This is a genomic window from Micromonospora sp. C28SCA-DRY-2 (assembly GCF_030519475.1).
Lineage (GTDB): Bacteria > Actinomycetota > Actinomycetes > Mycobacteriales > Micromonosporaceae > Micromonospora.
Map to the genome: position 1 here is coordinate 1,032,607 of NZ_JAUMKD010000001.1, position 18,776 is coordinate 1,051,382.

Annotated in this window: 17 protein-coding genes; 5 read left to right on the forward strand and 12 right to left on the reverse strand. The window is 74.7% G+C overall.

All coding sequences use genetic code 11. The annotated features are described in order from the left end of the window. Positions 1–57: 57 nt before the first annotated feature. Positions 58–2,286 carry a bifunctional diguanylate cyclase/phosphodiesterase gene (locus Q3W71_RS04775; RefSeq protein WP_302918041.1) on the reverse strand — a complete coding sequence of 743 codons (2,229 nt, stop codon included), beginning with the start codon at positions 2,284–2,286 and terminating at the stop codon, positions 58–60. Between the two features lie 530 nt (positions 2,287–2,816). Between Q3W71_RS04775 and Q3W71_RS04780 the strand changes: the two genes are divergently transcribed. Next, positions 2,817–3,653: an alpha/beta fold hydrolase gene (locus tag Q3W71_RS04780; RefSeq protein ID WP_302918042.1), complete on the forward strand. Its 837-nt coding sequence runs from the start codon at positions 2,817–2,819 to the stop codon at positions 3,651–3,653. 122 nt (positions 3,654–3,775) lie between these two features. Here Q3W71_RS04780 and Q3W71_RS04785 read toward each other — a convergent pair whose 3' ends face one another. The 9 genes from Q3W71_RS04785 to Q3W71_RS04825 all read right to left on the reverse strand — a co-directional run bounded on the left by Q3W71_RS04785 (position 3,776) and on the right by Q3W71_RS04825 (position 14,022). Next, complete coding sequence (locus tag Q3W71_RS04785) at positions 3,776–5,263, reverse strand: hypothetical protein (protein WP_302918043.1); 1,488 nt, start codon at positions 5,261–5,263, stop codon at positions 3,776–3,778. Continuing rightward, entirely contained in the window at positions 5,260–6,357 is a 1,098-nt protein-coding gene (locus Q3W71_RS04790; RefSeq protein WP_302918044.1) for a hypothetical protein, read from the reverse strand. Before Q3W71_RS04790 ends, Q3W71_RS04785 begins: the two co-directional genes overlap by 4 nt. 55 nt (positions 6,358–6,412) lie before the next feature. After that, on the reverse strand, positions 6,413–7,807 hold the full coding sequence (locus tag Q3W71_RS04795) for an MFS transporter (RefSeq protein WP_302918045.1): 1,395 nt from the start codon (positions 7,805–7,807) through the stop codon (positions 6,413–6,415). A 263-nt stretch (positions 7,808–8,070) separates the two neighbouring features. Further along, entirely contained in the window at positions 8,071–8,304 is a 234-nt protein-coding gene (locus Q3W71_RS04800; protein WP_302918046.1) for a zinc-ribbon domain-containing protein, read from the reverse strand. A 180-nt stretch (positions 8,305–8,484) separates the two neighbouring features. Next, positions 8,485–9,375: a CHRD domain-containing protein gene (locus Q3W71_RS04805; protein ID WP_302918047.1), complete on the reverse strand. Its 891-nt coding sequence runs from the start codon at positions 9,373–9,375 to the stop codon at positions 8,485–8,487. A gap of 334 nt (positions 9,376–9,709) precedes the next feature. Then, complete coding sequence (locus tag Q3W71_RS04810; protein WP_302918048.1) at positions 9,710–10,585, reverse strand: SRPBCC family protein; 876 nt, start codon at positions 10,583–10,585, stop codon at positions 9,710–9,712. Further along, complete coding sequence (locus Q3W71_RS04815) at positions 10,578–11,135, reverse strand: helix-turn-helix domain-containing protein (protein ID WP_302918049.1); 558 nt, start codon at positions 11,133–11,135, stop codon at positions 10,578–10,580. The genes Q3W71_RS04810 and Q3W71_RS04815 overlap by 8 nt, the downstream gene beginning before the upstream one ends. Before the next feature lie 146 nt (positions 11,136–11,281). After that, positions 11,282–12,625 (reverse strand): class I SAM-dependent methyltransferase, encoded by a 1,344-nt coding sequence (locus tag Q3W71_RS04820; RefSeq protein ID WP_302918050.1) that lies wholly within the window; start codon positions 12,623–12,625, stop codon positions 11,282–11,284. Further along, the gene (locus Q3W71_RS04825; protein ID WP_302918051.1) at positions 12,622–14,022 is read right to left on the reverse strand and encodes an FAD-binding oxidoreductase; all 1,401 of its coding nucleotides are present in this window, start codon (positions 14,020–14,022) and stop codon (positions 12,622–12,624) included. Before Q3W71_RS04825 ends, Q3W71_RS04820 begins: the two co-directional genes overlap by 4 nt. Before the next feature lie 94 nt (positions 14,023–14,116). On the opposite strand from Q3W71_RS04825, the gene Q3W71_RS04830 reads away from it, so the two are divergent. The 3 genes from Q3W71_RS04830 (at position 14,117) to Q3W71_RS04840 (ending at position 15,759) form a co-directional block, all read left to right on the forward strand. Beyond that, the gene (locus tag Q3W71_RS04830) at positions 14,117–14,587 is read left to right on the forward strand and encodes an aminoacyl-tRNA deacylase (RefSeq protein ID WP_302918052.1); all 471 of its coding nucleotides are present in this window, start codon (positions 14,117–14,119) and stop codon (positions 14,585–14,587) included. Positions 14,588–14,696: 109 nt separating this feature from the next. Beyond that, positions 14,697–14,981 carry a DUF427 domain-containing protein gene (locus tag Q3W71_RS04835; RefSeq protein ID WP_302918053.1) on the forward strand — a complete coding sequence of 95 codons (285 nt, stop codon included), beginning with the start codon at positions 14,697–14,699 and terminating at the stop codon, positions 14,979–14,981. Positions 14,982–15,048: 67 nt separating this feature from the next. Next, positions 15,049–15,759, forward strand: coding sequence for an RICIN domain-containing protein (locus tag Q3W71_RS04840; RefSeq protein WP_302918054.1), 711 nt, complete (start codon positions 15,049–15,051; stop codon positions 15,757–15,759). Positions 15,760–15,763: 4 nt separating this feature from the next. Here Q3W71_RS04840 and Q3W71_RS04845 read toward each other — a convergent pair whose 3' ends face one another. Then, complete coding sequence (locus Q3W71_RS04845; protein ID WP_302918055.1) at positions 15,764–17,071, reverse strand: MFS transporter; 1,308 nt, start codon at positions 17,069–17,071, stop codon at positions 15,764–15,766. 52 nt (positions 17,072–17,123) lie between these two features. Between Q3W71_RS04845 and Q3W71_RS04850 the strand changes: the two genes are divergently transcribed. Further along, entirely contained in the window at positions 17,124–18,125 is a 1,002-nt protein-coding gene (locus Q3W71_RS04850; protein WP_302918056.1) for a GlxA family transcriptional regulator, read from the forward strand. A gap of 67 nt (positions 18,126–18,192) precedes the next feature. Here Q3W71_RS04850 and Q3W71_RS04855 read toward each other — a convergent pair whose 3' ends face one another. Continuing rightward, complete coding sequence (locus Q3W71_RS04855) at positions 18,193–18,657, reverse strand: hypothetical protein (RefSeq protein ID WP_302918057.1); 465 nt, start codon at positions 18,655–18,657, stop codon at positions 18,193–18,195. Positions 18,658–18,776 lie beyond the last annotated feature (119 nt).

Below are 18,776 nucleotides of genomic sequence, written 5' to 3' on the forward strand. Positions count from 1 at the left end.
CGATCTCCGCCGCCGGCTTGAGCGCCTCGACCACCGGCATCGAGCGCGGCCGGCCGCTCAGGTCCGGGCGAGCGCCTTGCGCAGCTGGGCCAGCCCCGTGGGGCGGCCGTAGCGGTAGCCCTGGCCGTGCACGCAGCCGATCGCCGCCACCGCGGCGTGCTGCCGCTCGGTCTCCACCCCCTCGGCGACCACCGACAGCTCGAACGCGCCGGCGAGCCGGGTCACCATCTCCACCGTCGCGTACGCCCGGGCGTCGGTGTCGAGCCGGGCCACGAAGGACCGGTCGATCTTCAGCTCGGTGGCCGGGATCCGGTGCAGGTAGCTCAGCGCCGAGTACCCGGTGCCGAAGTCGTCGATGGAGATCCGGATGCCCAGCTCGCGCAGCTGGCGCAGCCGGTCCAGCACCGCCTCACTGCCGTCGATCAGCGCCGACTCGGTCAGCTCGAGGGTGAGCGCCCGGGGCGCCAGGCCGGCGCTCGCGGTCGCCGCGGTCACCGTGGCGATCAGGTCCGGCCGGCGCAGGTGCGCGGCGGCGATGTTCACCGCCACCGTCGCCTCGGTCCGCCGGCCCCGCCAGGTGGCCGCGGCCCGGCACGCCTCGTGGATCACCCACCGGTCGATCGGCACGATCAACCCGGTCTCCTCCGCCAGCGGCAGGAACCGGGCCGGGCTGAGCAGCCCCAGCCGGGGATGCCGCCAGCGCACCAGCGCCTCGGCGCTGCGTACCGCCCCGGTGGCCAGGTCGACGATCGGCTGGAACTCCAGGTGCAACTGGCCCTCGTCGACCGCGCGGCGCAGGTCGGCGATCAGCTCCGCCCGGGTCACCGCCGACTCCCGCAGCGCGGGCGTGCAGGTCCGGTACGCGGACTTGCCGGCGGCCTTCGCCGCGTACATGGCGATGTCGGCGTCGCGCAGCAGGTCGGTGTGCGAGGCGTGCTGTGGGCCGTACTCGGCGATGCCGATGCTGGCCGACGGGTGCAGCCCCAGGTCGCCGTCGTCGTCCTCGGCCGGCTCCAGCGCGGCCAGAAGCCGCTCGGCCAGCCGCTCCGGCGGCACCCGCCCCTCACCGTCGACCAGCACCGCGAACTCGTCGCCGCCGAGCCGGGCGATCGTGCCGTCGCCGTCGACCGCCGCCCGCATCCGCTCGGCGACCCCGGTCAGCAGGCTGTCCCCGGTGGCATGTCCGAACCGGTCGTTGACCTGCTTGAACCCGTCGAGGTCGAGGAGCAGCACGGCGACCGGCCGGCCGTCGCGCAGCGCGCCGCGCAGCTTCCGGTTGAACATCAGCCGGTTGGGCAGGCCGGTGAGCTGGTCGGCGTACGCCAGCCGGCGCAGCCGGACCACCAGCCGCAGGTTCTCGTTGGCGGCCAGCCCCTGCCGCAGCGCGAGCGCGGCGAGCAGCGCCATCATGCCGTAGAAGACCAGGTGCGGGGTCTGCCCGGTGGGTTGGCGGGCCAGCACCACCGCGGCGATCGCCCCACCCACCGGCAGGTACGGCAGCGCCACCCGCCACCACGGCGGCAGCGGCGACTCGGCCTCGTCCGCGTGGTCGCACTCCGGCGGCGGCGGATACCGGGTGGCCACGCCGACCAGCAGGTAGCTCAACGGCCAGCAGAGGTCGATCGGGTGGCCGGAGAAGTAGTCGCCGCGCACGGCGAGCGAGACGTAGACGGTGTCCGCCACCGCCCGCAGGGTGAGGCTGGCCCCGATCACCGTCATCGGCCGCCACGCCGGCCGGGCCACCGCGACCAGGATGGTCAGCTGCATCAGGTCGAGCATCGGGAAGAGCAGCCCGAGCGTACGCAGCGGATCGGCCAGGTCGGCGGCGGCCACGTCGCGGACCACCACGACCCAGCCGATCGGCACCAGGGCGAGCCCGACGATCACCCCGTCCAGCACCGTCCGGGCCCGCCCCACGGCGGTCCGCGGGGCGGCGAGCGAGCAGAGCAGCGCGCCGGTGCCGGTGAGGATGCCCGCGGTGAAGATCGCCCCGACCAGGGGGGTGTGCGGCAGGTCGCCGCCGAGCAGCCGGTCGACCGTCCACACCGCGCGGCCGAGCGCCGCGAGCGCCATGGTGACCGCCAGCAGCGTCCAGAACCGGCGCAGCGGCGCCGGGTGCCGGCGGGCCGCCTCGCGGCAGGCCACCGCCGCCCAGCCGGCGACCAGCAGCGCGCCGACGTCGCTGACCACGGCCGCGGCGGGCAGCGCGGCGAACAGCCAGAGCGCCTCGCCGACCAGCACCGCGCCCGCGCCGAGCAGGCCGATCCGAGCGGTACGTGCCGACATCGGGCGGGCCGGGCGTCCCCACAGCGTCGGCGGTGCGGCGTCGGCCGGCGGGCCGGAGTCCGCGGGGCGGACCGCGGCGGCCGGCGCGGGGACGCCCCCGGCGGCCTGCTCGACGTGCTGTCGCGATCCGATCGCTCCGGCTCTCTCTCGTGCGCACCCTCGACGGCGAGGACCGGCCCGGCAAACCCGGAAAGCGTAGCCACGCGCTCAGCCGCCCCGCCAGAGCCGGACGGCCATCGGCACGCGTCGCGTGGATCTGCCCGGAACCGGAACGGACGTGCTCGCCCGGCGTCCCAGCGAGTTGGAGGCTTCGGCGTCCCGCACCAGCGCCGGCGCCCGCTGCCCGCCGGCGCGACGGTCCATAGCACACCAGTCGGGGGTACGAACTCGACGCGGTGGTGCGGGCACTCGGCCGGTGGGCTGACCGCACCGGGCGGTCGGCAACGAACCCGGTGACAACGGCAGCCTTGACGTCGGTCTCGTCGTGTTAGCTGACAGCAGATTGATCATCAGCAGGTCGGCGGCCTACCGTGGTGGTCGTGCATGAGGTTCACACGGGGGACGGACGGATCCTGGCGGTCGAGGAGTGGGGCGTTCCCGACGGAGCACCGGTGCTGTCGGTGTGCGGTAGTCCGATGAGCCGCCTGGCGCGGTATCCCGACCCGGCGCTTTTCGAGCGGCTCGGCGTACGGCTCGTCACCTACGACCGGCCAGGGTTCGGTCGCTCGACACCGAGACCGGGCCGTCGGGTCGCTGACGGTGCCGACGACATCGCGGCCATCGTCGACGCGCTCGATCTGGACCGGCTTTCGGTCGTCGGGGTATCTGGGGGCGGGCCACACGCGCTGGCGTACGCCGCCCGGTACCCGGAGCGGGTCGTCCGGGTGGCGGTGCTGGCGAGCCTGGCGCCCCGCGACGCCGCCGGCCTCGAGTGGACGGCCGGCATGGCCGACGGCAATCGCCGCAGCGCGGCCGCAGCCCTACAGGGCCGGGCGGCCGTCGAGGCGCACCTCGCTGCTGTGGACCATGGCGGGCCGGCGCTGTTGCCCGCCAACGACCAGGCCGTGCTCGCTAGGCCGGAGATCAACGCCATGGTCAGGGCCGCGTTCGCCGAGGCCGTCCGGCCGGGCCTCGACGGCTGGGTCGACGACGTGCACGCCCTCTTCGGGCTGCCGTGGGGCTTCGACCCGGCGACCGTGTCGCGACCGGTGCGGGTGTGGCACGGCGCGCTCGACCAGGCCGTGCCCGCCGCGCACGGCCGGTGGCTCGCGGCGCGCATCCCCGGCGCCGAGCTCGAGGTCCAGCCGGATGCCGGCCACGCCGGTCACTTCGACGCGACACCGGCCGTCCTCGAAAGTGGCCGGTAGCGGCGCCCGTCACCGCAAACGCAATTCTGAATCCAACGACTACCCTGCCTCACCACCCCACCCCCGCCACGCCAGGACGCGAGGTTGGCGGCAGCAACGGAGACCGAGACCGCCGGTCAACCTCATGATCGCAACTGGGGTCGGGGGGTGGTGGGTGGCCGCCTGGACGGGCACCGGGGGGTTTCCTCGGCGGTGGGGAAGGTGGCGGGCGGCAGGAAGGCCTCCGAGAGGGTGGTGTAGCAGAGCCGCTCCCCCGCCTCCGGCACGCTGCCGGGCGCCGCCGCCAGGCCGCGGCCCATCCCGCCGGAGAGCTCCAGCACCACCTCGGTCTTGCCGTCGGCGGCCGGGGTCACGAACACCACCCGGGCCTTCTGCGCCGGCCGGGTCGGCGAGTACAGCACCGCGCCGACCGGCACCAGCACCGGCTCGGTGGTGACCAGCTGGATCCGGGGCCGCAGCACCGGCCGCTTGCCGCTGTCGTCCACCCGCTTCGGGTCGGCCAGCGTCACCTCGCCGACGAACGCCTCACCGGCCAGCCGGTGCTCGGCCATCACCAGCGGGTCGTCGTAGGCGCGCTGCACGGCGCAGGAGGTCAGCGCCCGCTCCAGCCGGTGCAGCCGCTGGGCCGCCGCCACCGCGCCGTCGCGCCGGGGCTGCGGGCCGCCGCCCGCGTCGAGGTGCTCCGCGTAGCCGGTGAACGCGTCCCGGTCGCCGGCCCACCGGCCCTCGACCCGGGCGCCGGGCGGCAGCGCGCGCAGCAACCCCACGCCGCGCCACATCAGCTCCCAGGTGGGCGCGAGCTGGTCGCGCAGCAGCCGTTCCAGCTCGGCGTACGCGGCCGCGCGGGCCGCCGGATCCGCCTCGGCGGCGGCGTACGCGGCGATCGCCGGGGCGAGCCACCGGTTGTCGAACTCGGGATCGGTGGCCGGCCCGGCCGGCGGGCAGCGCGCCGGGTCCTCGGCCAGGGCCGCCGCCTCGGCGCCGGTGTGCCCGGCCGGCGGGTCGATCCAGCCGAGCAGCGCCGGCAGGTGCAGGTCCTCCACCGCGCTCTGCCCGGTCGCCCAGTGCAGGGTCAGCGCGTCGGTCATCGCCACCAGCGCCGACGAGCCCGGATGCTCGGCGCGCTCGGCGAAGAAGGTCAGCCAGCGACCCAGCAGCGGCACCGACGGGTGCACCGGATGCTCGCCGTCGGTCCGGCGGAACCGGGTGGCGCGGCCGAGCAGCCGCAGGAAGGTGATCCCGGCCGGGTTCGGCACCAGCAGCTGCGGCGCGTCGACGTAGCGGTGGCGGACGTCCCGGCCCCGGTCCACCGCCACCGCCTCGGTGGCCCCCCGGTGCCCGTCCAGGTACGGCAGCAGCACCGCCGCCAGCTCGGCGGCGAACGCGAAGCGCTGGTCGCGGTTGCGGGGCTGCGGCACGATCAGCAGCCGCGTCTCGTCCGGCGCCGCGCCGACCAGCATCGCCAGCGGGGCGTTCGCCTCGCCGGCCATCGCCAGCGGCACCAGCACCAGCGGCCGTGGCGACAGGTGCAGGTGCCGTACGGTGGCCACCGGCTGCGCCACCCCGGCGGCGAGCGCCTGCGCCCGGGCCAGCGCGCGCAGCGTACTCATGCCGGCAGCCCGAGGGCCTCGGCGCGCAACCGGGCGGCGGCGCGCAACAGCGCGGCGGCCTCCGCCTGCTCCGGCTCGGGGGTCCGCTCGCCGGTGGCGAGCGCCAGCACCTCCGGCACCGTCGGCACGCCGCCGAGCGCCTCGCGCACCGGCCGGCCCAGCGCGGCGGTCTGCTCCCGGGCCTCGTGCCGGCAGAAGTACGCCAGCTCGCAGGCGGCCAGGCAGTCCGGCGCGTAACGGGCCTCCACGGTGGACAGCGCGGCGGCCAGCGTCGCCGGCTCGGCGGTCAGGTCGGCGGTGAAGTCCTCGGGCACGGCCGCCAGCAGCGCGTCGATCCGGGCCATCCGGTCCAGTTGACGGCGCAGCACCAGCAGCTGCTTGCGCACGTCGAGCAGGCTCGCCACCGGCTGGTTGGCGAAGTCGCGCGGGCAGACCAGCACCACGTCGTGCGACACCAGCTCCGGGTCGTGCCCCTCGGCGGTGAGCAGCTCGCGCAGCGCCAGCACGTAGACGGCGGACTGGATCGCCGCGGCGGCCACCTTGCCCGGGTCGGCCTGCCCGTCGATCACCGGGAACGACTTGATCTCCACGACGTGGAACCGGCCGGCGAGCCGGGCCGCGACCAGGTCCGGCTCCAGGTACACCCGCCGGCCGGCGACGTCCAGGCCGAGCAGCGGGTGGTCGAAGAGCGCGGCCGGCTCGTCCGGCCCGGCCGGTACGGCGGCGGCGAGCACCTCCCGGGAGCGCCGCTGCCGGTCCGCCAGGTCGTCGGCGCCGAGGTCGGTCCAGTCGGCCCGGTCGCCGGGCGGCACGCCCAGCCGCTCCGCCACCAGCCGCAGCAGCTCCACGCCGCCGTCCGCCTTGAGCTGCGCCTCGAACGCGTTGCCCCGGGTGATGGCGAACCGGGACTGCCCGAACCGGGCCGGGAAGCCGATCCGCTCGGCCAGCTTCGGCTTGTCCACCCCGGCGCCGTCGAGGACGGCCCGCCGGGTGCAACCCGGGTTGCCGGTCAGCGCGGCGATGGTGCGGGCGTTGTGCCGCCGGGCCGGCACCCCGCCACGGATCGCCGCCAGTCGCTGCTCGCTGCTCGTCATGATCCGCCCAGGATAGGCCCGGACCGGCTCCGCGCCACGCGCGCCGCGACCGGGGTCAGCGGCTGTCGGCGGTGACCGGCACCGGCGCCGGCACGCCCCGCCGCACCAGCACGGCGACGAGCGCGGCCGCCACCAGCGCGACCCCGGCCATCGACCAGAGCACGACGCGCAGCCCACCGGTGAACCCCGGGTCCGCGAGCCGGCCGGCCGTGGTGCTGGCGACCACCGCCCCGACCACCGCGATGGCGACCGTCTCGCTGGCCAGCCGGGCGGTGTTGATCATTCCGGCGCCGGTGGCCGCCCGGGCCGGCGCCACGCTGCCGATCGCCAGCGCGTCGAGCAGCCCCATGGAGAGCCCCACCCCGACGCCGATGGTGAGCAGCGGCCCGGCCAGCGCGCCGGGATCGCTGTCCGGGCCGAGCACAGTGGCCCAGGCCGCGCCGACGGCCACCACAGCGACCGACGCGACGATCACCGCCGGGGCCGGCACCAGTCGGGTCAGCACCCCGCTGAGCAGCGGCAGGACCAGCGTCGGCGCGGTGAGCAGGATCAGCGTCGCGCCGGCCGCGGCGGGGCTGAGCCCGACCACCGCGGTCAGGTACGACGGCAGGTAGACCAGCAGCGGCACCAGCACGGCGACGATGGTGGCCGCCGCCAGGCAGATGCCGAGGAACCGGGGGCTGGCCAGCAGCGCCAGGTCGAACATCGGCTCGGCACGGCCCCGCTCGACCCGGACGAAGACCACCAGCAGCGCCAGCGCGGCGGCGAACGCGGCGACGATGACGGGATCGCCCCAGCCGTGCTCCGGACCCTGCACGAAGCCGAAGATGAGCAGCAGCAGCGCGGCGGTGAACGACCCGGTGCCCGGCCAGTCAATCCGCCCGCCCTCCGGCTGCCGGGACTCGGGCAGCAGCGGCACCAGGGCCAGCACCACCAGACCGGCCAGCGCCGGCGCGGCGAAGACCGACCGCCAGCCGAACGCGTCGATGAGCAACCCGGCGATGGACGGGCCGAACGCCAGGCCGACGCCGATCGCCGTGCCGAAGACGCTGAACGCGCGGGCCCGGGCCCGGCCGTGGAAGGTGCCGGCGAGGATCGCCGACGCGCTGGTGGCGGCGGCCGCCGCGCCGATGCCGGCGAGCGCGCGGAGGCCGTCGAGCAGCACGATGTCGTCGGCGACCGCGGCGAGCAGCCCCGCGCCGGCGAAGATCCCGACGCCGGTGGCGAAGACCCGACGCCGGCCGAGCAGGTCGGCGAGCGCGCCGCTGGCGAGCATGAAGCTGGCGAAGGTGGCGTTGTAGCCGTTCACCACCCACTGCACCCCGGCCAGCCCGGCGTCGAGGTCGCGACCGATGTCCGGCAGGGCGACCGAGGCGCCGGTCAGCGACACCGGCAACGAGAGCGTGGACAGCAGGACGGCGACCAGCACGACGGCCGGATGGTTGCGCACGATTCCCCCGTTCGGACGGCCGTCTCAGCCTAGTTGCCGTGGCCGGGGGCGAGATCCGCGCCGGGTCGAAGATCACACGCGGCCGGTCACCGGCCGGCCGAGCGGTTCCAGGGGGAACGGGGCAGCGCGGTGCCGGCCAGCGGACGGCGCTCACGCCGGCGCCGCCGACGGCCGGGGGTGCAGGGCGGCCGGGAGAGGGAGTGCGCGGGGGCCTCCGGGCACCGGCCGATCAGCCAGCAGAGGAACCGGACCATCGCCGACGCTCAGCCGACCGGAAGGCGCCGGGCCTCGGCCTTGGGGACCTCGTAGTGGGCCCCGCAGTACGAGCACTGCTGGAGGTAGCGGGTGCGGATCGGGATGATCGGGATGAAGAACAGGCTGAACTTCGTCGACCGGCGGGTGATCACCTGTGCCGCGTGGTTCCCGCAGTTGCGGCAGACCTGCTGCACGACGCCCGATCGGGTGACCTTGGTGCGCAGCCCGAAGATGAGGAACATCCCCCGCCACTACCCACCCCGAGGCACCCGACACACCCCCACGACCATGATCGTCTGTTGCGCGGCAGGCCGATCCGGTCCTCGGTGACCCGCCGGGCAGCGGACGATCACCGGTCCGCGCGGCCGAACGCCCGCCCCGGGATGCCGGGACGGGCGTTCAGGGTTCGCGGGTCGGCAGGGTCACCCCTCGGAGTTCATCCACCCGTCCCAATGGTCGCCACCCTTGTCGTGGTCCCGCTTCTCGTCGCGACCCGACTCGTCGCCCTTGCCGTGGTCCCGGTCCTCGTCGCGACCCGACTCGTCGCCCTTGCCGTGGTCCCGGTCCTCGTCCCGCTCGTCCCGGCTCCAGTCCGAGTCCTTGTGGTCCCGGTCCCGGCCCTCGTCGCTGGCGTCCCAGCCCCAGGACTCGTGGTCCTTCTTCCGGTCGTCGTCCTTCTTCCGGTCCTCGTCGCTCTTGATCTGGCCCCGGATTTCACCGTTCGGGTACTTCTTGGTGTGCACGTTGACGTAGGTCACGCCGGCCTCGATCGCGTCGACGAGCTCGTCGAACTCGCCCGGCTCGATGCCCTGCTCGGCGGGGCCGACGACGTCCTCGGGCTTGATGGTCCCCTCGACCTTGGCCGGGGACTTGGGGCAGTCCGGGACGTGCTTCGCCGCCCCGCCCTTGGCGTCCTTCAGGTTGGAGCAGAGGAAGGCGGCGATCCCGCCGCTCTGGTGCCGGCCCCCGAAGTGGATGTGCGCCTGCTGGACGTCGTTGAGCTCGTCGTAGGTCAGCTGGTACTTGATTTCCTTGTTGCGTTCGTCGATGTGCGCCACGAACCGGCCGAAGCCGGGCGTGGAGATGGTCAGCGGGTCTTCCTCGTAGCCGCTGAGCTTCGCCCGGACCACCTCCTTGCCGCGTGAGTCGCTCCAGTCCCACGAGTCGCGGGAGTCCCGCTGGTCGTGCGACTCACGCTTGTCGCCGGAGTCGTCCCGGCCGTCGCCCATGGCCGCGGTACCCAGGGCGGTGGCGGCGACGGCCGCGCTGGCCGCCACCGCCACCGTCCACAGTCGAGTACGTCGCATGATCATTGCTGTTTCCTCCTAGACGGGGATCCCAGCCCGCGACCGACGACACAGAATGCGCGTCCGTCACGGGACGCGGGCACGCGAAGGCACCGCGTGCCGGAGCGACGTGGTGTCGGAACCTCCGGCACTCGGGATCGATTGGCACCCTATGGTGAAATTGTCCCATGTTCGGGGGAAACCGGAGCCATCTTCACTGATCCGACCGTCAGCGATCTTCGAGTGCTATGCCGCAGGTCGGGAGGTCTACGGCGACCAGGGGTGGGTTGGGTACCGACAACACCAAAAGTGCCCGACCGCCGGTCCGGCGGTCGGGCACTTCTGGTGCGATGGCGGCGGCTCAGCCGGCGTCGGCCGGCTGGGGCTCCATGCCGGGGATCTCCGCCGGCAGCCAGATCGGCTGCCAGCCCGCCACCTCGTGGAAGCGGCGCAGCTCGGCCAGGCCCGACAGCGACCCCGCCCAGGCCGCGTACGGCGGGTTGGTCTCGTCGAAGCCGCTCTGCACGAAGGTCAACTTGGTCTTCCCGGCCGACTCGGCCAGCTCCCAGGTGGTCACGCCGGTCGGGCCCCAGTCCACCGACATCTTCCGGCCGGGCTCCAGGTCGATCACCTTGGCCGCGTAGCCGGCGTCGAAGCCGCCCATCGCGTAGCGGCCGCCGACCCAGGGCTCGATGCCGATCGGATAGCCGAACCAGGCGCTGGCCTGCTCGGAGTCGGTCAGCGACTCGTACACCCTGGCCATCGGCGCGTCGATGAGCAACTCGCCGCGCAGTTCCGCGGAGGTGAAGTCGACCTTGGGCACCAGCGGCGCACCCTCCACGTGGGCGGCCAGGTTGGCGATGGACAGGCTCCAGAACGTCTGCAGCACGCCCCGGATGCTGCTGCCGCTCATCATCTCGTTGACGTCGAAGTGGCTCTGGGTCAGCGTGAGGACCGTCGTCTCCGGGCCCTCGGCACGCAGCGCGAACTCGGTGGTGGTCTCCACCCCGTCGAGCAGCCAGGCGAAGCGGAGGGTGTCGTCGTCGACGTGCAGCAGCCGCTGGTGCGGGGCGTCGCCCTCCGGGGTGAACCGGCCCCAGAACTCGTACCGGCCCGGGAGGTCGACCTCGGCGTGCTCGGCCAGCCAGACGCGCAGCTCGGCGGGGTCGGTCAGGGCGCGGCGGACGGTCTCCACCGGCGCGGCCAGGCGGGCGTGCAGCTTCATCGGTTCACTCACGGTCGTTCCCCTTCGGGTAGCAGGCCACGGCGAGCTTGAAGGCGTCTCCCTCGGCGCCCCCGTAGCGGGTGAAAAGGCCCTGCAGGGCGGTCTGCAGGTCGTGCAGGAACTGCTGTCGTTGCGCCGCCGGCACCCGGATCTCGCCGGACACCCCGACCGAGGGGAGTTCGGGGGCGGCGCGGTCGAGCCCGGCGATGTCGGCCTGGACCTCCTCCATCAGGTCGAGCAGGTAGCCCAGGCTCAGCTCGTCCCGCGCCCGGCGCAGACCGATCCGGCCGACCAGCCGGGGCGAGAGCCAGTACGACCGGGCGGCCGCCTGGTAGATGCCCTCGGTGATGCCGCGGACCCGGCGCTCGCTGACCCGCTCGACCAGGCCGGCCGCCACCAGTTGCTTGACGTGGTAGTAGACGCGCTGCGGCGTCTGCTCCAGCCGGGTCGCGACCTCGGTGCAGGTGCGAGGCTCGGCCAACTGCCGCAGCACCTCGACGCGCTGCGGCTTGAGCAGGGCTTCGGCCTGCTCGATCTGCTCCAGGTACAGGACTTCTCTCATGGCAAAATCAGTTTGTACGTACAAAACTTCTTTGTCAATGGGTTCGACGAAAGGCCGCGCGATCGGCGCGGCCTTTCGTCAGCGGGCGGGCAGGACCTTGGTCTTCGTCCGCGACCTGCGCCACCCGCCGGAGGCGGTGTGGGTGCTCAGGGCAGCCAGTCCGGGCGCAACGGGTAGCTGTTCGACCCGTCCGGCCCGTTGCGGGTGGCCAGCACCTGGTGCAGCTGGATGCCGTTGCGCTCGAACGCCAGGCGGGAACCGGCCATGTAGAGCCCCCAGACCCGGGCCGTGCCCACCCCCACCTCGCCCACGCAGAAGTCCCAGTGCGCCACCAGGTTGCGGCACCAGCCGGCCAGCGTCAGCGCGTAGTGCTGGCGCAGGTTCTCCTCGTGGTGCACCTCCAGCCCCACGTCGTGCAGCTCGCTGATCAGCCGGCCGGGGCCGGCCAGCTCACCGTCGGGGAAGACGTACCGGTCGATGAACGCGCCCGACCGGTGCGGGGCGTGGTTGTCCGCGCGGGTGATGCAGTGGTTCAGCAGGCGCGCGCCCGGCCGCAGCCGGTCGCGCAGGAAGCCGAAGTAGGCCGGGTAGTTGCGCACCCCGATGTGTTCGGTCAGCCCGATCGAGGAGACGGCGTCGAACTGCTGCGGCGGCACGTCCCGGTAGTCGAGGTGGCGCACCTCGGCCAGCTCGGTCAGCCCCTCCCGCTCGATCGCTGCCTGGGCCCACTGCGCCTGGGCCCGGGACAGCGTCACACCGAGCGCCTTCACGCCGTACTCGCGGGCCGCGTGCCGGACCATGCCGCCCCAGCCGCACCCCACGTCGAGCAGCCGCATCCCCGGCTTGAGCGCCAGCTTGCCGGCGACCAGGTCGTACTTGGCCGCCTGGGCCTGCTCCAGGGTGTCGTCCGGGCTGCGGAACAGCGCGCAGGTGTACGTCATCGAGGGGCCGAGCACCTTCTCGTAGAAGGCGTTCGACACGTCGTAGTGGTGGGAGATCGCGTTGCTGTCCCGGGTACGGGAGTGGCGCAGCCCGTTCACCACCCGCTTCCACCGCGGCAGCGCCTCCTGCGGCGGCGGGGGTGGCGGCAGCAGCCGTTCCCAGCCCAGCCGGCGGACCAGGCTCAGCCCCTCGGTCAGCGACGGCACCCGCAGGCGCATCTCGTCCTTGAGCACCCGCAGCGCCTCGTACGGGTCGCCCGGGTGCACCCCCTCCAACGCCAGGTCCCCGCTGACGTAGGCGCGCGCCATGCCCAGGTCACCCGGGGCGGTGAGCAGGTAGGACAGCCCTCGCTCGGAGCGGACGGCCAGGGTGATCCCGGCGTCGGTCGGGCCGAGCGCGCTGCCGTCGTAAGCGGTGACCCGCACCGGCAGCGGGCCGGTGGTCACCGCGCGGATCACGTCGGCCACTGTCGGGCCGATCCGCCGGCCCCCCGCCGGCGGGGTGGCGGGAGTGCTCGCCGCTCCCTGGTCTCGATCGGTCAGGCTCATTGTCGTGCAACCGCCTTCTCGTACAGTCCGGTCAGCCGGTGATCCGGGTCGTAACGGTCCTTCACCGCGCGCCAGGTCTCGCCCCCGTAGAGCCGGTCGAAGGACGCCCGGTCGTAGTACGCGTCGGAGTAGAGCGACTTGTGCCCGCCCAGCTCCGACACCTCGCGCTCGATCGACCGGTTGACGTCGCCGTCGGCGGCGCCCTCCGTGATCGGCACGCTCCCCCAGAATCCGATGTTGACGTAGTCCTGCCCGGGCCGCAGGGGATACAGCGGCCAGGCCCGGGCCGATCCGGGGCCGGTCGGCTCGCGCAGCCGCAGCGGGCAGAGCCAGACCGGGCTCATCCCGACGGTGCGGGCGAACCAGCGCAGGAACTCCGCCGTCCGGTCCAGCGGGATCTCCACGTCCTGCACCACCCGCTCGCGGGCGGGCAGGCCCCGCAGCCGGTCGATCCGGGCGGCCACCCCGTGCCGGTGCTCCAGCCGCACCAGCCGGTGGTAGACGTCGCTGCGCCGCCACCGCGCCGGCCAGATCCGGCGGACCACCGGGTGCTGCACCCCGAAGGCCGCCGAACACCAGAACCAGTCGGTGTCCCAGCGCCACAGATAGTCGTACGCGGTCAGCGCGTCCCGGGTGCGCCGGCGCAGCGAGCGGTAGTAGATGTCCTGCCCGGTGTAGTCGCTGACCTCGCCCGCGTCGGCGGTGAACGTGCCCAGCACCAGGTACGCCTCGCCCGGGCTGAACATCACCCCGTCCATCGCGTCCACCTCGACGCCGCCGAAGGAACGGGTGGCGCTCACCTCGGCGATCGCGTCGACCAGTTCCTCCAACCGGGTGAACCGCACGTTGCGCAGCGCCACGTGCCGGCGGACCGGCTGGAGTTCGATGCGCAGCCGGGTGGCGTAGCCGAGGCTGCCCAGCGAGTTGGGGAACGCGGCGAACAGGTCGGCGTGCTCGCCCTCGGGCCGGGCGGTGACGATCTCGCCGGCGCCGGTGAGCACGTCGAGTTCGAGCACCGACTCGTGCGGCAGGCCGTTGTGGAACGAGGTGGACTCGATGCCCAGCCCGGTCACCGCGCCGCCGAGGGTGATGGTGCGCAGCTGCGGCACCACCAGTGGCATCAGCCCGTGCGGCAGGGTCGCGTCGACCAGGTCCTCGTACGTGCACATGCCCTGCACGTCGGCGGTGCGGGCGGCCGGGTCGACGGCCAGCACCCCGGTCAGGCCGCTGACGTCCAGGCCCGGGATGCGGGGCGCGGATCGCGGGCGGAACAGGTTGGAGGTGCGTTTGGCGAGCCGGACCGGCGCACCGGCGGGCACCGCGGCGTAGGAGCGCCGCAACTGGGCCACCGCACTCTCGTGGTCGACCGGATGATGATCCACACGGACCGCGCACATGAGATCACTTTACGCGCCGAGACGCCTTCGGCGTGGGATGTCCACGGTGGCCATTTCGCATCCCGGAAGGATCGGCCGGGTTACCGTGGCCGGCATGCCCTCTCCCGCGTACGCCGCCCTGGACGCCACCGGCCTGCCCTACCGGGTGATCCGGCACGGGCCGGTACGCAGCCTGGCCGAGGCCGCTCAGGCGCGCGGGGTGGCCGTACCGGACGTGGTGAAGACCATCGTCGTCCGGCGCGGCCCGGACGACCACCTCTTCGTGCTCACCCCCGGCGACCGGGTGATCTCCTGGCCGAAGCTGCGCGCGCTGCTCCACGTCAACCGGCTCTCCCTGCCCGACGCGGCCACGGCGAAGGCGGTGACCGGCTACGAGCGGGGCACCATCACCCCGTTCGGCGCCAGCACCGCCTGGCCGGTGGTCGCCGACGAGCGGCTGCGCGGCCGGCAGATCACCCTCGGCGCCGGCGAGCACGGGGCGGCCGTGGCGGTGGACGCGGACCGGGCACTCGACCTGCTGGCGGCCACGGTCGCCGACGTCACCGACCCGGAACCCGCCCGCTGACGCGGGGCCGGCGGTCCGGCGCGCCGACCGCCGGCCGGCCGTTGCGCTCAGCGCCGAGGGCCGGATCGCGCGGTGGCCGCGGGCCGGCCGCCGGCATAGCGTGGGAGCCATGCCGAAAGCCGTCTGGAACGACCTGGTCGTGGCCGAGAGCGACGACACCGTGCTGGTGGAGGGCAACCACTACTTCCCCCGGTCCGCGCTGCGCGACGACCTGATCCGCGAGTCGCCGACCCACACCGTCTGCCCATGGAAGGGCACCGCGTCCTACTACAACCTGGAGCACGACGGCCGGCGAAGCGCCGACGCCGTCTGGTACTACCCCGACCCGAAGCCCGAGGCGGAGCTGGTCCGCGACCGGGTCGCCTTCTGGAAGGACGTCCGGGTCGTCGACTGAGCGCCGCGGGGTCACCCCCGCGGGGGCCGGCTGGCCGCCGGCGGCCGGAGTGGGCCAGGATGCCGGTATGACCGAAGAGCGCAACGACCCGGCCGGCACGGTCTACGGCGGCCGGCGCGCGTCGCGCCCGGGGCTGCCCCGCGATCCGCTGATGCGCACGGCGCTCGGCGTCGGGCTGGCCGGCGTCCTGCTCGGGGTCTTCTTCGCCACCGGTGTGCTCGGCGGCGGCGATGCCGAGCCGGTGGTGCCGGCGTCGGCCGGCACGCCGTCCGCGGCGCCGGAGAGCGCCCCGGCGGCGAGCGAACCGGCGCCGAGCAGCCCCGCCGCCCCGCCGACGGCCGCCCCGACCACCCCGGCCGCGCCGACGGCCGGCCCCCGGGTGTTCCGGGCCGCCGCGTCCGGGCTCTGCCTCGGCCTGGACGGCACCGGCGAGCGGGCGCCGGCGCAGCTCGCGGTCTGCACGGGCGGACCGGAGCAGCAGTGGGTGGTCAACCCGGCCGGCCCGGACGTGGTGACGCTGACCAACGCCGCCACCGGGCAGTGCCTCGACGTCGAGGGGGCCGGCACCGACGACGGCACCAAGCTGCTCCAGTTCCCCTGCCACGGCCAGGCCAACCAGCAGTGGCGGCTGACCCCGACCGGCACCGGCCCGGTGCTGCTGGTCGCGGTGCACAGCGGCCGCTGCGGGCAGGTGGACGACGGCGGCACCGAGGTCGGCGACGACGTCGAACAGGCCGCCTGCACCGGCACGGTCGAGCAGCAGTGGACAGTGGCCTGACCGGTCAGCCCCGGTAGCTCCACGCCCGCCGGCCGGTCGCCGCGACCGGCACGGCCAGCGGCGCGACCGGGGCGCCCGGGCGGCGCCGCAGCAGCAGCGACAGCCCGGCCGCGCCGATCGACAGCGCCCCGGCGGCGAACCAGGCCAGCGCGTAGTCACCGAGCTGGTCGCGGACCAGCCCGGCGCCGGTCGCGGCGAGCGCGGCGCCCACCTGGTGCGCGGCGAACACCCAGCCGAAGACGACCGCCGCGGAGGCGCCGAAGTACTCCCGGCACAGCGCCACCGTCGGTGGCACCGTGGCCACCCAGTCCAGCCCGTAGAAGACGATGAACACCAGCATGCTCGGCTCGGCGGTGGCCGCGAAGAGCCCGGGCAGCACCAGCAGCGAGCCGCCGCGCAGCGCGTAGTAGGCGCCGAGCAGCAGCCGGGGGTCCACCCGGTCGGTCAGCCAGCCGGAGGCGATGGTGCCGACGATGTCGAAGAGCCCGACCAGCGCCAACAGCCCGGCCGCCGTGGTCTGCGGCATGCCGTGGTCGTGCGCGGCCGGCACGAAGTGGGTGCCGACCAGCCCGTTGGTGGTCGCGCCGCAGATCGCGAAGCCGCCGGCCAGCAGCCAGAACGGTCGGGTGCGGGCCGCCTGGGCCAGCGCGCCGAGAGCCCGCGCCGCGGCGCCGCCGGCCGGCGGCGCCGGGGGCGTCACCTCGGTCGCGCCGTAGGCCGGCAGCCCCAGGTCCGCCGGGTGCTCGCGCAGCAGCCAGACCACCAGCGGTACGACCGCCAGCGCGGCCCCGGCCACGACGAGCGCCGCCGACCGCCACCCGTACTCGCCGACGAGGAGGGCGACCAGCGGGAGGAAGACCAGTTGGCCGGTCGCGCCGCCGGCGGTGAGCACCCCGGTGACCAGCCCGCGGCGGTGCACGAACCAGCGTCCGGTGACGGTCGCCACGAAGGCCAGCGCCATCGACCCGGTGCCCAGCCCGACCAGCACGCCCCAGCAGAGGATGAGCTGCCAGCTCGCCGTCATGAAGACGGTCAGCCCGCTGCCGGCCGCGACCAGCAGCAGCGCGGTGGTGACCACCCGCCGGATGCCGAACCGGTCCATCAGGGCGGCGGCGAACGGCGCGGTGAGCCCGTAGAGCAGCAGGTTGACCGAGACCGCGGCGGAGATGGTGGCCAGCGGCCAGCGGAACTCGGCGTGCAGCGGGTGCAGCAGCACCGACGGGGCGGCCCGGAAGCCGGCCGCGCCGACCAGCGCGACGAAGGCGACCGCGGCGACGGTCCAGGCCGGGTGCAGGCGACGGGATCGGGTCACGTGTCGAGTCTCGGGATCCACGCCCGCACCGACGAGTGGCCGGAAAGCCATCATGCGCAATAATCGGGCCATGACTCTGCGCCGGCACCGGATCGCGGTGCTCGCCCTCGACGACGTCGTCGGCCTCGACCTCGGCACCCCCGCCCAGGTCTTCGGCACCGCCCGCGACGCCGACCTGACGCCGCTCTACACCGTGCAGGTGTGCACCCCGGGCGCCCGGCCGATCCGCAGCAGCGGCGGCTACCGGGTGCTTCCCGACCACGGGCTGGAACTGCTGGCCACCGCCGACACGGTGGTCGTGCCGGGGATTCACGGCGGGACGCCGCTGACCGACGGCACCCTCGACGCGGAGGTGGCCGAGGCGCTGCGCGCCGCGTACGAGCGGGGCGCCCGGGTCATGTCGATCTGCACCGGGGCCTTCGTGCTGGCCGCCGCCGGCCTGCTGGACGGGCGCCGGGCCACCACCCACTGGGCGTACGCCGAGCGGTTCCGCCGGCTGCACCCGGCGGTGGACCTCGACCCCGACGTGCTCTTCATCCCCGACGACCGGCTGCTCACCTCGGCCGGGGTGGCCGCCGGGCTCGACCTGTGCCTGCACGTGATCCGCACCGACCACGGCAGCGAGGTGGCCAACCGGGCGGCCCGGCGCTGCGTGGTGCCACCGTGGCGGGACGGCGGTCAGGCCCAGTACATCGAGCGGCCGGTGCCCCGGGCCGCCGACGCCAGCACCGCCGCCGCCCGGGAGTGGGCCCGGCAGCGGCTGCACGAGCCGGTCACCCTGCGCGACCTGGCCGAGCAGGCCCGGATGAGCGTGCGCACCTTCACCCGCCGGTTCCGCTCGGAGACCGGCCTCAGCCCGGCCCAGTGGCTGCTCCAGCAGCGCACCGACCACGCCCGGCTACTGCTGGAGACCACCGACCTCACCGTCGACCAGGTGGCCCGCCGCTGCGGCTTCGGCACCGCGGCGGCCCTGCGCCAGCAGTTGCACCTGCGGATCGGGGTGGCCCCGTCGGCGTACCGCCGCGCCTTCCGCCGCCAGCCCGAGCCGGCCTGACCGACGCCGGCCGACCGGCGGACCGGCCGACGCCCCGCCCCCGGCCGGCGAGCGGGGGCCGCCTCCGTCAGCCGGCGCGGAGCATCCGCAGCTGGGCCAGGTGCTTGGGCAGGTGCACCCGGGTGTGCAGGTCGAGGGTGCGGCCCCAGGGCAGCGGCTCGTCCACGTTGAGGTCGTAGCCCTCGCGCAGGTGGGTGTCGACCGGGGTCTGCGCCGCCGGGCCGAGCCGCTCGGTGAGCGCGCAGAGCTTCTGGCTGGTGGCGCGCAGCAGGGTGGCCAGGGCGTCCAGCCCGCCGCACTCGGCGACCAGCGCGTCGACCTGCGGGCGGTGGATGGTCTCCAGGTCGTAGTAGGCGAACGGCGCCCCGGCCAGCACCGCCTCGGTCGCCTCGACCATCAGCTCGTCGTTGGCGGCCAGGTGGGCGACGATCTGCTCGGCGCTGAGCTGCCCCTCCGGCGGCGGTCCGAATCCGCCGGCGTCGACCTCGGCCAGCACCTGCGCGTACGCGTCCCGTAACGCCCCACTGTCCATACGCTCAGTGAAGCCCGGCCCGCGCCGGCCGGTCCGGCGTTCCGGTGGTCGGTTCACCCGGACGGGACCCGGCGCCGCCGCCGTCGGCGGTGGGCGCGGCCGGCATCCCGGCACCGCCA

What these genes read in the sequence shown, in the direction of transcription:
- Q3W71_RS04815 (WP_302918049.1), bottom strand. Translation starts at nt 11,135, where the DNA reads ATGAGAGAAGTCCTGTACCTGGAGCAGATCGAGCAGGCCGAAGCCCTG.
- Q3W71_RS04830 (WP_302918052.1), top strand. Translation starts at nt 14,117, where the DNA reads ATGCCCTCTCCCGCGTACGCCGCCCTGGACGCCACCGGCCTGCCCTAC.
- Q3W71_RS04820 (WP_302918050.1), bottom strand. Translation starts at nt 12,625, where the DNA reads ATGAGCCTGACCGATCGAGACCAGGGAGCGGCGAGCACTCCCGCCACC.
- Q3W71_RS04805 (WP_302918047.1), bottom strand. Translation starts at nt 9,375, where the DNA reads ATGATCATGCGACGTACTCGACTGTGGACGGTGGCGGTGGCGGCCAGC.
- Q3W71_RS04790 (WP_302918044.1), bottom strand. Translation starts at nt 6,357, where the DNA reads ATGACGAGCAGCGAGCAGCGACTGGCGGCGATCCGTGGCGGGGTGCCG.
- Q3W71_RS04855 (WP_302918057.1), bottom strand. Translation starts at nt 18,657, where the DNA reads ATGGACAGTGGGGCGTTACGGGACGCGTACGCGCAGGTGCTGGCCGAG.
- Q3W71_RS04825 (WP_302918051.1), bottom strand. Translation starts at nt 14,022, where the DNA reads ATGTGCGCGGTCCGTGTGGATCATCATCCGGTCGACCACGAGAGTGCG.
- Q3W71_RS04800 (WP_302918046.1), bottom strand. Translation starts at nt 8,304, where the DNA reads ATGTTCCTCATCTTCGGGCTGCGCACCAAGGTCACCCGATCGGGCGTC.
- Q3W71_RS04775 (WP_302918041.1), bottom strand. Translation starts at nt 2,286, where the DNA reads ATGTCGGCACGTACCGCTCGGATCGGCCTGCTCGGCGCGGGCGCGGTG.
- Q3W71_RS04785 (WP_302918043.1), bottom strand. Translation starts at nt 5,263, where the DNA reads ATGAGTACGCTGCGCGCGCTGGCCCGGGCGCAGGCGCTCGCCGCCGGG.
- Q3W71_RS04835 (WP_302918053.1), top strand. Translation starts at nt 14,697, where the DNA reads ATGCCGAAAGCCGTCTGGAACGACCTGGTCGTGGCCGAGAGCGACGAC.
- Q3W71_RS04850 (WP_302918056.1), top strand. Translation starts at nt 17,124, where the DNA reads ATGCGCAATAATCGGGCCATGACTCTGCGCCGGCACCGGATCGCGGTG.
- Q3W71_RS04840 (WP_302918054.1), top strand. Translation starts at nt 15,049, where the DNA reads ATGACCGAAGAGCGCAACGACCCGGCCGGCACGGTCTACGGCGGCCGG.